General features: G+C 59.3%; 11 protein-coding genes and 1 tRNA gene. 4 read left to right on the top strand and 8 right to left on the bottom strand.

All coding sequences use genetic code 11. From position 1 onward, the window contains the following. The first annotated feature begins 292 nt into the window (after window positions 1–292). Window positions 293–1,210, top strand: coding sequence for a nitrogen assimilation transcriptional regulator NAC (gene nac, locus N5C09_RS03635; RefSeq protein ID WP_063450207.1), 918 nt, complete (start codon window positions 293–295; stop codon window positions 1,208–1,210). A 96-nt stretch (window positions 1,211–1,306) separates the two neighbouring features. After that, window positions 1,307–2,257, top strand: a complete 951-nt coding sequence (gene cbl, locus N5C09_RS03630; protein ID WP_279748463.1) for an HTH-type transcriptional regulator Cbl — start codon at window positions 1,307–1,309, stop codon at window positions 2,255–2,257. A 99-nt stretch (window positions 2,258–2,356) separates the two neighbouring features. On the opposite strand, the gene N5C09_RS03625 is transcribed toward cbl, so the two are convergent. The 6 genes from N5C09_RS03625 to N5C09_RS03600 all read right to left on the bottom strand — a co-directional run bounded on the left by N5C09_RS03625 (window position 2,357) and on the right by N5C09_RS03600 (window position 10,566). Then, window positions 2,357–2,432, bottom strand: a tRNA-Asn gene (locus N5C09_RS03625). Between the two features lie 167 nt (window positions 2,433–2,599). Further along, entirely contained in the window at window positions 2,600–4,789 is a 2,190-nt protein-coding gene (locus tag N5C09_RS03620; RefSeq protein WP_279748462.1) for a TonB-dependent siderophore receptor, read from the bottom strand. Between the two features lie 26 nt (window positions 4,790–4,815). Then, the gene (locus tag N5C09_RS03615; protein ID WP_279748461.1) at window positions 4,816–6,141 is read right to left on the bottom strand and encodes a SidA/IucD/PvdA family monooxygenase; all 1,326 of its coding nucleotides are present in this window, start codon (window positions 6,139–6,141) and stop codon (window positions 4,816–4,818) included. Further along, window positions 6,138–7,880: an aerobactin synthase IucC gene (iucC, locus tag N5C09_RS03610; protein WP_279748460.1), complete on the bottom strand. Its 1,743-nt coding sequence runs from the start codon at window positions 7,878–7,880 to the stop codon at window positions 6,138–6,140. The genes N5C09_RS03615 and iucC overlap by 4 nt, the downstream gene beginning before the upstream one ends. Then, window positions 7,877–8,824 (bottom strand): GNAT family N-acetyltransferase, encoded by a 948-nt coding sequence (locus tag N5C09_RS03605; protein WP_279748459.1) that lies wholly within the window; start codon window positions 8,822–8,824, stop codon window positions 7,877–7,879. Before N5C09_RS03605 ends, iucC begins: the two co-directional genes overlap by 4 nt. Further along, complete coding sequence (locus N5C09_RS03600; RefSeq protein WP_279748458.1) at window positions 8,824–10,566, bottom strand: IucA/IucC family protein; 1,743 nt, start codon at window positions 10,564–10,566, stop codon at window positions 8,824–8,826. Before N5C09_RS03600 ends, N5C09_RS03605 begins: the two co-directional genes overlap by 1 nt. A gap of 138 nt (window positions 10,567–10,704) precedes the next feature. Here N5C09_RS03600 and N5C09_RS03595 point away from each other — a divergent pair, with 138 nt between their 5' ends. Next, entirely contained in the window at window positions 10,705–11,910 is a 1,206-nt protein-coding gene (locus N5C09_RS03595) for an MFS transporter (protein ID WP_279748457.1), read from the top strand. On the opposite strand, the gene mtfA is transcribed toward N5C09_RS03595, so the two are convergent. Beyond that, window positions 11,907–12,704, bottom strand: a complete 798-nt coding sequence (mtfA, locus tag N5C09_RS03590; protein WP_279748456.1) for a DgsA anti-repressor MtfA — start codon at window positions 12,702–12,704, stop codon at window positions 11,907–11,909. The two genes, N5C09_RS03595 and mtfA, sit on opposite strands and share 4 nt — an antisense overlap. 265 nt (window positions 12,705–12,969) lie before the next feature. Between mtfA and N5C09_RS03585 the strand changes: the two genes are divergently transcribed. Then, window positions 12,970–13,872 (top strand): LysR family transcriptional regulator, encoded by a 903-nt coding sequence (locus N5C09_RS03585; RefSeq protein ID WP_203464897.1) that lies wholly within the window; start codon window positions 12,970–12,972, stop codon window positions 13,870–13,872. On the opposite strand, the gene N5C09_RS03580 is transcribed toward N5C09_RS03585, so the two are convergent. Then, window positions 13,844–14,635, bottom strand: a complete 792-nt coding sequence (locus N5C09_RS03580; protein WP_279748455.1) for a substrate-binding domain-containing protein — start codon at window positions 14,633–14,635, stop codon at window positions 13,844–13,846. The genes N5C09_RS03585 and N5C09_RS03580 overlap by 29 nt on opposite strands. Window position 14,636 lies beyond the last annotated feature (1 nt).

Below are 14,636 nucleotides of genomic sequence, written 5' to 3'. Positions count from 1 at the left end.
CCAGCGTACGCCTTGTCAAAGGATGGATCGCTGACTTTTAACTGTTTGCTGACAAAACCAGCAAAGTGACGTTTTTGCCAACGGAATGCACCATTTTTGTGCAGACATACCCCGAATGGGGCAGATCGGAAACCACTGTCCCGGACTCAAAACTGGCATTAGCGATTGGCTTTCCTTATTTTCAGCCGCTTAGCACAGATATTTTCCCGCCGCCAAAAACTGGCATCCATATTGCAAAACCTGTTAAACAACACAGCCGTTACCGGCACGCTATTTTCGAACAGGGGGCAACATGAACTTAAGACGACTGAAATACTTCGTAAAAATCGTCGATATCGGCAGCCTGACCCAGGCGGCTGAAGTGCTGCATATCGCGCAGCCTGCGCTGAGCCAGCAGGTCGCGACTCTGGAAGGCGAAATGGACCAGCAACTGTTGATCCGCACCAAGCGCGGCGTAACGCCTACCGAAGCGGGAAAAATTTTATACACCCATGCCCGCACGATCCTGCGTCAGTGCGAACAGGCGCAGCTGGCCGTTCATAATGTGGGGCAGACCCTGAGCGGGCATGTCTCCATCGGCCTGGCGCCGGGGACGGCCGCATCGTCTGTCACCATGCCGCTGCTTCAGGCGGTGCGCGCTGAGCTACCGGAAGTGCTGGTTTATCTGCATGAGAACAGCGGTTCCGTGCTCAATGACAAACTGCTCAACGGTCAGCTGGACATGGCCGTGCTGTACGACCGCTCACCGGTTGCCGGGATCACCAGCCAGCCGCTGCTGAAGGAAGATCTTTATCTGGTCGGGACCCGTGATTGCCCGGGGCAGAGCATTGATTTAACCGCCGTGGCGGAGATGAATCTGTTCCTGCCGCGCGACTACAGCGCCGTGCGCGTGCGCGTCGACGAAGCGTTCTCGCTGCGCCGTCTGACGGCGAAAATTATCGGAGAGATTGACTCCATCTCCACGCTGACTGCCGCCATTGCCAGCGGTATGGGGGTGACGGTACTGCCCGAGTCTGCCGCACGTTCACTGTGCAGCGCGGCGAACGGCTGGATGGCCCGCATCACTACGCCCTCCATGAGCTTACCGCTCTCTTTGAATATGTCCGCGCGCGGCTCCCTGACACCGCAGGCGCAGGCGGTGAAAGAGATCCTGATGTCTCTGGTCAGCAAGCCGTCGCTGGAAAACCGCGAGCTGCAACTGGTCAGCTGATATTCCAAATAAGCATAAGATGCTGGTTTTTATTATTTGTTCTACAGCCCGGCTGACTCTAACAATAGCCTTATGTCAGATGCGCCGGAGTGAATCGTGAATTTCCAGCAACTTAAAATTATTCGTGAGGCGGCCAGGCGGGATTACAACCTGACCGAAGTCGCCAACATGCTCTACACCTCCCAGTCAGGCGTCAGCCGGCATATCCGCGAGCTGGAGGAGGAGTTAGGCATTGAGATTTTTATCCGTCGTGGCAAGCGCCTGCTGGGCATGACGGAACCAGGCAAGGCATTGCTGACCATCGCTGAGCGTATTCTCAACGAGGCCAGCAACGTTCGCCGGCTGGCGGATCTCTTTACCAACGACGCTTCGGGGGTGCTGACCATCGCCACCACCCATACGCAGGCGCGCTACAGCCTTCCGACGGTGATCAAAGCCTTTCGTGAAATCTTTCCTGACGTACGGCTCGAGCTCATCCAGGGTACGCCGCAGGAAATCGAAGTGCTGCTGCATAACGGTGGGGCAGATATCGGTATCGCCAGCGAGCGGCTGAGCAACGACCCGCTGCTGGTGGCATTCCCGTGGTTCCGCTGGCATCACAGCCTGCTGTTACCCGCCGATCACCCCCTGAACCAGGTTTCACCACTGACGCTGGAAGAGATCGCCAAATGGCCGCTGATTACCTACCGGCAGGGCATTACCGGACGCTCGCGCATTGATGAAGCGTTCAAGCGTAAAGGGCTCACGCCGGACGTGGTACTGAGCGCACAGGATTCAGACGTGATCAAAACCTACGTCGAGCTAGGGCTGGGGATTGGCCTGGTGGCCGAGCAGTCTGGCGCAGAGCGTGAAGCCGATAATCTGGTGCGTCTGGATACGCGTCACCTGTTCGACGCGAATACCGTCTGGCTGGGTCTGAAACGCGGGCAACTTCAGCGCAACTACGTGTGGCGATTTATCGAGCTCTGCAATGCGGGGCTCTCCATGGATGAGATCAAACGTCAGGTGATGGAGCCGGAAGAAGTGGCGATTGATTATCAGATTTAGTCGTTAATCCGTATGCCGGGTAAGGCGCAGCCGCCATCCGGCAAATTTACCGAACCCACAAAAGCAAAAAGCCTGCTATAAAAGCAGGCTTTTCAAATTTGGCTCCTCTGACTGGACTCGAACCAGTGACATACGGATTAACAGTCCGCCGTTCTACCGACTGAACTACAGAGGAATCGTGTGAACGAGGCGAATATTATCGACCTGTGTGCGCCTTGTCAAAGGGGAAAACGACGTTTTTGTTCGTTTGCCGACAATTTCAGCAAACCGATGATTTAATAGCAAATTTGCTTTCAAATTGCACAGCGAATTGCGCCGCCAGCTGGCAGGCGGCGCGAAGGATCAGAACAGAACGGAGTAGTTCAGACCAAACGTACGTCCACGGCCTTTGTAAGTATACAGACCCGGTGCGCCGTAGGTTGGGCTATACAGCCCCGGTGCGCGCTGGCCCCAGGCGGTGGTGTAGTCTTTGTCCAGCAGGTTTTCCACGCTGAAGCTGACTTTCCCCACAGGCAGGGCGTAGCTGCCGAGGAAATCAATGGTGTTATAGCCATCGATCTTCTTACCGTCTGCATCCGACACGTCGAAGGTTTGAGTGCTCTGCACGCGCAGGGCCCAGTCGCCCGGCGCCCAGTTGACCCATGCGCTGGCTTTCGACGGGCTGGCGCTGTCGACCGTCAGCTTCTCCCATTTCCCGTTTTCACGCGTTTCGGACTTGATGGCGTTAAAGTTCGCCCCGGTGCTCCAGTCGCTGTCGGTGAAGAAATAGTCCACCTGGCCTTCAACCCCGTAGATACGACGTTTGTCGTCTTCCAGGTTGATGGTCATGTCGCTCTTGTTGATGGTGATGGTTTTATCCGAGAGCGAGTAGTAGGCCGCCACCTGCGTACGCAGGTTATCGCCGGTGAAGCGCCAGCCCAGCTCGTAAGCGTTGACCTTAATCCCGTCCAGCGTCGAGTCGTTCACGTTCACGCTGTTTTGCAGACGATAATGACCATCCACCAGCTGATAGGTGCCGGAACCGTAGTACTTCGCCAGATCCGGGATCTCGAAGCCCTGAGAGAAGTTAAACCACAGCTGCTGCTGTTCGGTCAGACGTCCAAGGATCCCGGCGTTAAACAGGAAGTTGTTGTAATCGGTTTTCCCGCCCGGCACCGCGTCTGCGGAGGTCGCTTTGCCTGTTGCAATAGCCTGCTGCTGGGCGTAACCGACAAAATCATCCACCTTGTTTTCGGTGTACTGGTAGCGCACGCCGCCGCTCAGGGTGATGGCGTCAATGTCATAGCTGGCTTGCAGGAACGGCGCGAGGTTAGTAATGCTGTAACCCGGATAACGGCCCACGTTGTAGGCGTTGTCCAGCTCCATGCCGCCGCTCGCTGCCGCTTTGCTTAAGTCGAAGAACTGCTGGTTGGCGTCGAACGTTTCATGGTCGGCATCCACACCCCAGGTAAGCGTCAGGTCATCCATCGGCTTGCTGTTCAGCGTCAGCTTGCCGCCGTAAAAATCGGTTTTCTGCTGGGATGCGCCAATGCTGGTTACCGTGCCTTTGCTCAGCGTCGGGAACGGGTAATAGGTCAGGCTCTCATCACGGTAGTAAATCTGTGCAACCAGATCCTGGCCCCAGAAGTCGGTGTTCGAGTATTGCAGGTTAATCAGGTGACGCTCTGTGCCCGGGATACGGTCAGAGTTCAGGTTGTCTTTGTTATAGGCTTTGGCATCGCCCGTGACCGCAGCAAAATTCTCCCCGAGGAACAGGCCATGTTTCCCGTCGGATTCGCTCTTGTAATACTGCGTGGTTAACTGGAGCTGCTGATGATCGTCGATGTTGATGGTGCCTGTTCCCATCACGTCGATACGGTCGGAATACTGCAAGCCGGTCTGGGTGTTATCGATAATCACTTCGTCGCCGTTGCCGTCATACCAGCCGCCGTAGCGCTGATACGAGACCGACAGACGGCCAGACGCGTTATCGTTGCCGCCGCTCACGGCAGCGGAGACGTTCTCATCATGGTCGTTATGGCTGTTAAATCCGCTTTTTGCTCCGGTCTGGAACTCGACTTCGGTTTCCGGCTGGCCTTTTTTGGTGACGATGTTCACCAGCCCGCCGGTACTGCCGCCCCCGTAGAGCGAGGTGGCGCCGGAGATCACTTCGATGCGGTCAATGTTGAACGGATCGATAGAGTCGAGCTGGCGGCTGTCGCTGCGGGATGAGTTCAGGCGCACGCCGTCCACCATCACCATCATGGAGCGACCGCGCAGGTTCATGCCGTAGTTGGTACGCCCCTGGCTGCTGACGTCCATGCCGGGGATCAGCTGGGCCAGCACGTCTTTAATCTCTTTCCCGCCCTGGACCTGCTGCTCAATTTCCGCCCGCTCAATAACCCAGGTGGTCTGCGCCATCTCTGCCACGCTGCGGTGGGCACGGCTGGCGGAGACCACAATATCTTCTTCCTTTTGTTCTTCCGCCCACGCAGAGGTAGAAAGCATGGCAAGCAGGCACGGATTTAAAACCCAAAGATGAGAACGTTTCATTGTTATGTTGATCCTGAATGTGTGTGTCAGTACTCGGTGGTCTTCATTAATGATTTAAAAACCTGGCTGCTCTCCGGGCTGGTGGTGCTTCGCCAGTGGATAACGCCGGGGGTGGTTGCCAGTTCAAACGGCTCGTCATCGTGAGCGCGATTCAGAATTCGCGCCGCGCGCCAGGCCATCAGGCTGAGCTGGGGTTCGGCAATACCGAGACGGTGCATCCCGGCGTTGACGGCAAACAGGCGGTTGCGCTGCGGGCCGTCCCATTCAAGGGTGAAATCGTTGTTGATGCAGAAGGCGTCATCCTCATCCAGACGCAGTCGGGAAGAGAGCGGGGCCAGAAACGCGGGCTGCACGGCGCGGTAGCCGGTGGCGAAAATCACCACGTCGCACTCCAGCTGTTCGCGACCGCCGTCAAGATGATGCTGTATGCTCAGGCGCTGCCCGTTTTCCAGGCGCGTCAGCGCCGTCACCGAGCGGGACGGCAGCAGGTGCGCCCAGGGTTTTTCGCGCAACACTTCGAAACGGTGGTACATGGCGCGGTAAATGGCCAGTAACGACTCCGTGGTGATCCCGTCGGAGGTCATCTTCTGTTCCTGCAACATCTGACGACGCGCGTCGTCACCGAGCGTGGAGAAGCTGTCCACATACTCCGGCGTGAAATACTCGTTAGCAAACGCGGCCTCATCCAGCGCGTTGTAATTGTTGCGGCGCGATACCCAGTTGAGGCTCAGCGGCTGGCCCCATTCCCCGCGGAAGATATTCAAAAACAGATCCGCACCGCTCTGGCCGCCGCCGACAACGGTGACGCGTTTGCCCGCCAAATCCGGCGTGCGCAGCATCATCTCGCTGGCGTGGAAGCAGGTATCATCCTGCGTGGTGACGCACTCGGGCAGATTGATCTGCTTACCAATCCCCACGCAGACGTGGCGCGCAAGGAAGCGATCCCGCTGGGTCACCACCTCAAACAGGCCGTTTTGCTCATCAAAGCTGACCTGCTGCACCTGCTGGCTGAAGGCCAGATTCGTCAGATTATCCGCCGCCCAGCACAGGTAGTCGGCAAACTCCTCGCGAGAGACGGTGCGCTGCTCGGTGGTCAGAAAACGGTAGAACTTCTTACGCTGAACGAGGTAGTTCAGGAAGCTGTGGCGGTTGGTCGGCTCCACGGCGCTGACCAGATCCTTCAGGAAGCTGGTCTGCATATGGCAGTCCGGCACCATCATCCCCGGGTGCCAGGAGAAGTGCGGCTTGCGTTCAAGAAACAGCGAGCTAAAACCGTCCAGCCCCTCTGCCAGCGCGGCGATGCTGAGGTTGAACGGACCGATACCGATGCCGATGAAATCATACGTTTTCATTGCGCTGACTCCTGGGAGACCAGAAAAAGAGGGTTATCAAGATCGCAGACGTAGTTCGGCAGCATGCGGCTGCCGCCGTCGTGTTCAGAGAAGGTCAGTTTGACCGGGTTGAGGATTACGCGAATAATCTGCGGCTTAAACAGGTCGAACTTCGCGAAGCGCGCTGCAAGATCCGGATGGGCGGCCATATAGCGGTGCAGCACCTGCGCCAGGATCTGATAGAAACGCGTTTCGCTCACGCCGCATTGCAGGGTGAGGCGCGAAATAAAGCGCAGCACGGTGACAAAGTTGCCGGTTTGCAGGTCGTGGATGATGTAATCCGCACTGAGGCGCGCGGTGACGGCTTTTACCTGTTCCGGCAGGCTCTGCGCCTGCGGGAAATCTTCGTCTACCAGGCGCATATCGCCCTGAAAATCCTTCAGCAGAATGCGCTGTGGAACGTCGTCTTTCATCACCAGCGTGACGTTCTGGCCGTGGGCGATCAGCGCCACGCCGTAGCGGCAGAGCAGGTGATAGAAGGGGATCACCGTCGCCTCAAACAGCCTGTCCAGCCATGCGTCAGCGGTTAAGCCCGAGCGTTTGATCCACGCGTCAATCAGCGGGCGCCCCTGGTTGTCGGTTTCCATCAGCGCCGCCATCAGCACCGCCTGTTCGCCGTCCTGTAAATAGCAGGATGGGTTCTCGCGCCAGATCACGCCCAGCATCTCCTGATAGCGGTACGGCGCCTCAGGCAATGCGGCATAACCCGGATGCGACAGATAGCCGGCGGCGGGTTCGCCAAGCACCTGCGCCCCGGAGCGAATCAGCGTGGCATCGCTGGCGAACTGCTGCTGTAACCAGCGCGAGGCCAGCGGACCGGCGGCAATGTACTTGCCCGGAATACCGCGGTAGCAGGAGGTGTTGTAGATGGTCAGCGGCAGCTTGATGTCATACGGTGCGCGACGGCTGGCGTTAGTCAGCGTGCGCAGGGACTGCTGCGCCAGATACTCATCGCCAAACTCGCCCAGCTCGACCATTTCGCCCCGTGCGAGCTGCGCCAGGAAATGAATGGCAATTTTTTGCTGCCACTGCCACGGATGCAGCGGCACGGGCAGCCAGCGGTCGTCCAGTTCCAGCGCCTGCCAGCGGGCGTCGAACCGGGCGCGCTCGGCATCGTCCATGGCGCTGGCGAGCAGGGCGTTAATGTCGCAATCGGCGTCGCTGCTCCAGACCAGACGCTCGCGCTGCACGGCTACCCAGTGCAGGCGAAAGCGACCGCGATACTCCGGCGCGTACTGGCGTAGCGCATCCAGCCCCCAGCCGCGGCGTCCCTTGTTGAAGATAAACTTTGGGTGACCGCGCATCAGGCACTGTAATTCGTCCGGGTCGAGCTGGATCAGCGCATCGGCGTCCAGCGCTTCACGCGCCTGCAACAGCTGCATGTCGCCGCGCAGCGTGGCGTAGAGATCTTCCATGTGCTCCGCCGTTTGCGCGTCGCTCATCTCCAGCACGGTAGCGAGTTGCAGCAGCGCGTTTTCCGCTTCGACCGCCGCGCCGCTGGCGGTGGTCAGGGTGTCCGGGTCGATATGCAGCCAGCCCCAGATCCCACGCGTGGCGCGGAACTGCCATGACGCGTTGCCCATGGCGATGCGCCAGCCGTCCGCCGAAACCGGCTCGGCGCGCAGGGTGCGTTCGTATTCCAGTTCAGCGAGGATTTTTGCCACCATCTCGCGGTTCACTTTCTGCCAGAGCGCGTTCACAGTTCCACCTCATGAAAGAAGCGGTGACGCTCGCTCATGATCAGACGAGAGCGCTTGTGCGGGAAGTCAAACTCCTTCACCGTGTCGAAACCGGCGGACGCCAGGTGGCGGAACAGACGCTGGTTGTCGAAGCGCGGCTCGGCGACAATACGCGCCGTGCGCGGTTCATCGAGATACAGATAGTGGCTCAGCCCGCGCAGCCAGCTGCGGATATACTGCGCCCCGCGCCAGTGCTCTTCCCCGACCAGCATGTGCAGCCCACGGTCAAAGGACTGCCAGCGGTAGTGGCGGCCAATACGATCTTCTGGCGCCCAGTAGAGTTCAAAATAGCCGAACGGCTCATCGTCAAAGCAGCCGATCACCGGATAGCAGTACGACGAGTCGAGCTGGCGACGCAGGTAATTTTCCTGTTCGGCCTGCGGACCGGCCATCTCCCAGAAGGCGTTCACGCGCGGGGTGTTCATCCAGCGGGTAAAACGCTCGCCGTCCAGCGCCACGTCCGCCACGCGGAAACTCAGGGTGCGCTTAATCTGCGGATCGTAACGGCGATAAACTTCACCCTGCGGGCGGTGAGGGCGCAGCGGGAAATAAAGCTGGCGGCTCTCGTCAAACTGCATGCCGCCGCTCGCCTGCGGACGTTCCCCTTTCAGCCACAGCGGCAGCTGCCAGAAACGTTCACGCGCCAGATAATCCCCGTTTGCGAGGCTAAACAGCGCCTGCGCCTGGGGTTCATCCTGCCAGGCGGCCCACGGCAGGGTAATGCCCGTCAGGGCGGGCGCGGCAACAAACAGCTGGTCGAGCGCCTCCACCAGCCAGCCGTCCGGGATCCCGGCCAGACGATCAAGAACCGCGCTGCCGTCAAGACCCAGGGTCAGCGGCAGGTTTTTTTCCGTGGACGTGCAGCGGAAGCCGTAGCCGGAATGGACGATATTCGCAATGGCCATCACGCCTTCTCCTTATAAAACGGGTTGCTAAAGTCGAAATAGATCACCGCCGGATCGGCGATGGTATTTTCGTTGCGATCGTGCAGGTAGCAGAAGAAGTTGCCCTTACAGTTCCAGGTCGGGCTGTCAAGCACGTAATCGAGGCAGCGGGTCTGCTTCGCCGTCTTGCGCAGGTCGGCCAGCGCGTCCCGCACGCGGGACATCAGGCTCTCTTCGCTGTCGAAGCCGGCAGCGGCGAGGGCGGCGGTCACGGCAAGGGTGGAGTTCAGCAGCAGGTAGTAAGGGAAGTAGCGCAGCAGCTGGCTGTCGCCAAAGCGGTTTTCCACGTCGGTTTCGCCCGCTTCTTTCAGCCACGCGTCGGCCCCTTCGGTCCATGCGCTGCCCTGGCAGTCACGGTAGATAAGCCCAACGGGAAAATCCTGCTGCATCTCAACGAGGATATTTTGCTGGTGCGCCAGCAGCACCAGGCCGTAGTCCGCCTCGGCGCTGAACAGCGGGAGTAATACGCGGTCGCAGTAGGCATCCAGCCAGCAGCGCGCGGCCTGGGCGAGCGGGAGATCCAGACGCGCGCTCAGACGGCGAACCGCCGCCGCCAGCAGGCTGTCGCCGCCGTCCGGTGCGGCCTGCGTCAGGCTTACCAGCACGTTGGTTTGCGTTTCAGGGGTAGGGAACAGCAGGTTGACGCGCAGGGCCATCAGGCTCTCTTCCTGAACGACGCCGTGCTCATCGCACAGGCCCGCCCAGCCGTCTTCCTGCATCACACGCATGGTGGGGTAGCGCGCCTGGAGCCCCTGCCAGCGTTCCGTTTTCGCCAGTCGTGCCAGGCGCATTCCGCGCTTAACTTCTTTCACCGACAGCGTGCGCACGGAGTTGGTCAGGCGCACGCTCAGGGAGAATTTAATCATGTCGCTGTTGGTTTCGCTGTACAGCGAGCGGGAGGAGCTGGTGGGCAGCCACTGCGCGCCCGCTTCGCCCAGGTCCTGAAGGGCACCTTTTTTAACCAGACGCTGGCACCAGGGCTGTTCCAGCAGACAGTCAGCCTGCCACGGGTGCATCGGCAGCAGCCAGCGGGTATCGGTGAAGTGGCCAAGCAGCGCCGGGGCGCTCTGCGCCGCAAAGCGCAGCAGCCGCTCCCGCAGGGAAACATTCAGGCTATCGCCGGTAATCTGCTTACTCTCAACCGCGAACCAGCGCAGCGGGAAGCGGGAGGCAAAATCCGGCAGATAGCGGCGCGCCTCGGCGTCGTTAAACGGCTCGTGCGACTTAGGTGCCGGGTGAAACGCGTGGCCGACCAGCAGCGCTTGTTCCGCTTCGGCAAAGGTCAGCGGCTTATCGCGCAGGTTGGCCCAGTTGTGGCGTAAATCAATGGCCTGCCAGGTATGCGTATGGCTTTCCAGCACGCGCTGCCTGAAGCGCGCCAGCGTATCGGCATCCAGAGATCCGTTGACCGACGGTTTTTGCAGAATGAAATCAATCAGTTGATGAAATGTGACCGCGTCACCACCGTCGCTGTCGGCCTGAATCAGCGTGGCCGGGAAACAATACTGGTGATGCTGCGTGGGGGAGAAATAGCGTACCGGAACCCGAATGGCCTGGGTTGGGGAGAGCGGGATATGAATCTGCGATAACTCATCCGCACGGGTTGCGGGAAGATAATGCCAGTCCTTCGTTTCGCGCAGCAGCGCGTTCAAAAAACACTGGGCCGCAACATCTGTACCGGCGGAGCGGGGCAGAGCACGCATAGATGTACCTCATTCCATGACTGATAATAATTCTCGTTATGATATTCATTCTGTTTACAGCCGCAACTATTTTTGCAATATTTGTTTTCATAAACTTCATAATTTCCACACATTTATTGACATTATCTTCACAATTCTATGCGCGCCTCTAATGATAATCTGACTGATGATATTGCCCCGAAGGCCAACTGGCCCCTGGCGCTGGGCGCCGGTTTACTGGGCATCGGACAAAACGGTTTGCTGGTCATGCTGCCGCAGCTGGTATCAATGACCGGTTTTTCGCTCTCCGTCTGGGCCGGGCTGTTGATGTTTGGCTCGATGCTCTTTTTACCCGCATCGCCCTGGTGGGGACGCCAGAGCGAGCGGCGCGGCTGCAAGATCGTTATGCTTGCCTCGTTAGGCGGCTATCTGGTGAGCTTCGTGGTGATGGCGCTGGTGGTCTGGGCGATGGCGCACGGCGCGCTGAATGCCTTCTGGGGAATGGCGGGCCTGATTCTGTCGCGCATGCTGTACGGCCTGACGGTCTCGGGGCTGGTGCCTGCGGCCCAGACGTGGGCCATTCAACGTGCCGGGCTGGATAAAAGAATGGCGGCGCTGGCGACGATAAGCTCTGGCCTTAGTCTTGGGCGTCTGCTGGGGCCGCCGCTGGCCGCGCTGATGCTCAGCGTCAGTCCGGTCGCACCGCTCTGGCTGATGGCCCTGGCACCGCTTATCGCGCTGCTGCTGGTGTTGCGCGAGGCCGCGGATCCGCCGCTGCCGCCGGTGGCGCATCAGTCGACGCGGTTACAGGCCTCGATGCTGCCTTTCCTTGCGCTGGCGCTGCTGCTGGCGGCGCTGGTCAGCCTGATGCAGCTTGGCTTATCACCCCATCTCCACCCGCTCTTCAATGGCGATGCCGTGCAAATCAGCCATCATGTCGCGATGCTGCTGAGCCTGGCCGCGCTGGCGACCCTTGCGGCACAGTTTCTGGTGGTGCGCCCGCAGCATTTAAGCCCGAGGGTTTTACTCCTCATTGCCGCAGTTTTGATGGTGGCGGGGCTTGGGCTGATGTGCCTTTCAAGCGTAGCTCTATTCTACGTGGGCATTGTCATCACCTCGCTGGGTGCCGCCATGGCCACGCCGGGATACCAGCTTTTGCTTAACGATCGGCTGACGACGGGCAAAGGCGCAGGGGTAATTGCCACCAGCCATACGTTGGGGTACGGGGCGAGCGCGCTGCTGGTACCCGCGGTGACGCGCTTGTACGGTGAGCAGTTTTTGATTACTGCCGCATGGGGAATGGCGGTGCTGTTTCTCGCGGTGAGCGTGTGGGTACGATCAACCGATCGTACCCCTAAACATTAGTGGAACGGATGTGAGGACGTGCTCGCAGCGTCCTCGCTTTGCCGCAGACGCTGGAGCGGATCCTGCTGGTAAAACTGGCAAAAACGCTGCCACAACGCCGGGAAGCGAGGGGCGAAAAGCTCGGGTGCGCTAAAGAAATACTCGGACAGCACCGCAAAGCATTCGGCGGGATCGGTCGCCGCGTAGGCATCAATGCTGGCCGCACTCTCACCCACCAGGTCTATCTCATCCTGAGTGTTTTCCATCGCCGCGTGCAGGTCGTGCTCCCAACCTGCGACTTCACGCAGCGGGATCAGCGGCACGCCGCTGGCGCGATCGCCGTTGCGGGTATCCAGCTTATGCGCCACTTCGTGAATAATCAGGTTGAAGCCCGAGGCATCGAACGAGTCCTGAATATCCAGCCAGTTGAGGATGATCGGCCCTTGCTGCCAGCTTTGTCCGGACTGCACCATACGCTGGTTGTGCACCAGGCCGATGTCATCTTCCCACTCGTCATCAACGATAAACGGTGCCGGGTAGATCAGCACTTCGTGGAAGCCATCCAGCCATTCGATGCCCAGCTCCAGCACCGGCAGGCAGAAGAGCAGGGCGATGCGCGAATTTTTAAGCGGGTCGAGCTCGAAGCCCTGTAGCGGTACCAGACGTTTTTGCTGTAAAAAACGCTCTGCCAGCTGAATCAGTTTTGATTGCTCTTCAGGCAAGAGATTCGCCAGCACGGGGATCGCCAGAGCCTCATCCCAGGGCAGCGCCATATTTCGACCAGCGTCGTTCGTTTTCCAGGGCCACTTAATCATCGCTTTGCTCGTTACTCGCACGTGAACAAAATGGAAAGGTCAGGGGCTGTTAGCATGCCAACATACTCTGTATAGCAGTATGACACTCCTCTTCGGCAGTTTGCAGACGGGCAGCCTGTTTAAGAGGAATCCAGCCCGCATAAACTATCACTATGTGCCGTCTGGTTGATAGCGCTTTAGGGGTATCCCCTTCATTTTGTGAAGTATGTCGTGCGCGGCTATGATAAACCTCTTCTCACCCTATGTGCTTAAGGATCTCGTCCGTATGCCCGTCAATTTTGACCTCAACGATCTCTACGCCTTCCGCGCGCTGCTGGAATACGGCAATTTCCGTCTTGCGGCAGAGTCTATCTGCCTTTCCCAGTCGGCACTGAGTCGCAGAATTGAAAAGCTGGAGGCGGCGCTGGGGGCAAAGCTTTTCGACAGAACCACCCGGCGCGTCACGCTGACCCTGTATGGTCAGACCTTTGCCGACCGGTGCGGGCAACTGCTTGCCGACGTGGAGTCCATGCTTTCGGATATCGATAAAGCCAGCGAGGAGCGCACGGGGCTGATCACCGTGGCGACCGTGCCGTCAGCCGCGTGTTACTTTATGCCGGACGTGATCCGTCGCTTTCAGTCTCGCTACCCCCGCGTGCGCATAAAACTGATCGACAGCAGCGCCGGGAATGTTATTGAGGCCGTCACCCGCGGACAGGCGGATTTTGGTATCTGCTTCGCCCAGAATTTGCAGCCCGACATCGAATGTGTTCCGCTGGTGGAGGACGTCTACGTCGCCGCCTGCCGGCGCGACAGCCCGCTTGCCAAAAGAAAAAGCCTGACGTGGCAGGCTTTTTATCAGCAGGATTATATCGGTCTGGATAAGACGTCGGGCAACCGCAATCTTCTCGATCAGCGGGTCGGGCATATTCGACCCGAGCGCCCCAGCATCTGCGAAACGCGGCACGTGACGACCATGCTGGGGATGGTTGAAGCCGGGATCGGCATTGCCGCCGTTCCCGCCATGTCGATGCCCCGCGCCGAACATTCGCTCCTGACGTCGATCCCTTTAACCGAGCCCGAGGTCAGGCGGACCGTGGGGCTGATTCGCCGTCGCGGGCGGATCCAGTCCTATATTGCTGCCGAACTGGAAGCACTGATCACCGAGCAGTATCGCGATCTGCGCTAACGGGCTGTAGGCCGGTTGCCGTCACGATCGGTGCTGCATCCGGGGAAGAGAGAAAGGCCAGCAGCGCTTTTCCCCGTTCAGGATGGTCGGCGCTCTGGGTCACGGCGCCGGCGAAGCGGGTTATGTACTGCATGTCGTCAGGCAACTTGCCCACAAACGTCACCCCCGGTACCGGCAGAAGTTCGCTGACCTGCTGAAAGCCGAGGTCGTATTTCCCTTTCGCCACCTCAGACGCCACCGGGATGCGTTCAACCCGGTGCGCTTTACCGTGAACCTGGCCGTCGATGCCCAGTTTCCCGAACAGCTCGCTCTCGACATACCGGCCGCTGGCGCTGTCGGAATACGCCATGGATTGGGCCTTCAGCAACGTTTGTCGAAGGGCAGCCACCGTACTGATATCCGGCACCGGCGCGCCCGCTTTAACGACCATCCCAACGGGCGAATCCGCCAGTTCCACGCGGGAGCCCGGCGCCGTCCAACGATCCTGTTCAAGCTTTTCCAGTGCATCGCCAACCATAATCACCACATCCGCTTTTTCGCCCCGGGCGAGCCGGGCGGGAATAGCCTGCGGCGTTTTGCCCATCGACGGGCCGGAGATTAAAACGAGCCTGTCGCCGCTTTTCGCCTCATACTGCGGCGCCAGCTTCTCCAGCGCCGCTCTGAAGCCACCAGAAATCATCACTGTAACGTCTTCGGCAAGCGCGCCCGCGCTGAGGGTGGCGAAGGTCAGGGCGGCAATCACCGTTCTGAATGTAAGCATCATC

It is taken from the genome of Enterobacter sp. GD03975 (assembly GCF_029838645.1).
Taxonomy (GTDB): domain Bacteria; phylum Pseudomonadota; class Gammaproteobacteria; order Enterobacterales; family Enterobacteriaceae; genus Enterobacter; species Enterobacter quasihormaechei.
The sequence above is the reverse complement of the archived record's forward strand: the minus strand, read 5'-3'. Positions and strand labels throughout refer to the sequence as shown.

Bases quoted from the DNA above. Each gene is read 5' to 3' on its own strand.
- N5C09_RS03595 (WP_279748457.1), top strand. From the start codon at position 10,705: ATGCGCGCCTCTAATGATAATCTGACTGATGATATTGCCCCGAAGGCC.
- mtfA (WP_279748456.1), bottom strand. From the start codon at position 12,704: ATGATTAAGTGGCCCTGGAAAACGAACGACGCTGGTCGAAATATGGCG.
- N5C09_RS03605 (WP_279748459.1), bottom strand. From the start codon at position 8,824: ATGGCCATTGCGAATATCGTCCATTCCGGCTACGGCTTCCGCTGCACG.
- N5C09_RS03615 (WP_279748461.1), bottom strand. From the start codon at position 6,141: ATGAAAACGTATGATTTCATCGGCATCGGTATCGGTCCGTTCAACCTC.
- N5C09_RS03620 (WP_279748462.1), bottom strand. From the start codon at position 4,789: ATGAAACGTTCTCATCTTTGGGTTTTAAATCCGTGCCTGCTTGCCATG.
- N5C09_RS03580 (WP_279748455.1), bottom strand. From the start codon at position 14,635: ATGATGCTTACATTCAGAACGGTGATTGCCGCCCTGACCTTCGCCACC.
- nac (WP_063450207.1), top strand. From the start codon at position 293: ATGAACTTAAGACGACTGAAATACTTCGTAAAAATCGTCGATATCGGC.
- N5C09_RS03600 (WP_279748458.1), bottom strand. From the start codon at position 10,566: ATGCGTGCTCTGCCCCGCTCCGCCGGTACAGATGTTGCGGCCCAGTGT.
- N5C09_RS03585 (WP_203464897.1), top strand. From the start codon at position 12,970: ATGCCCGTCAATTTTGACCTCAACGATCTCTACGCCTTCCGCGCGCTG.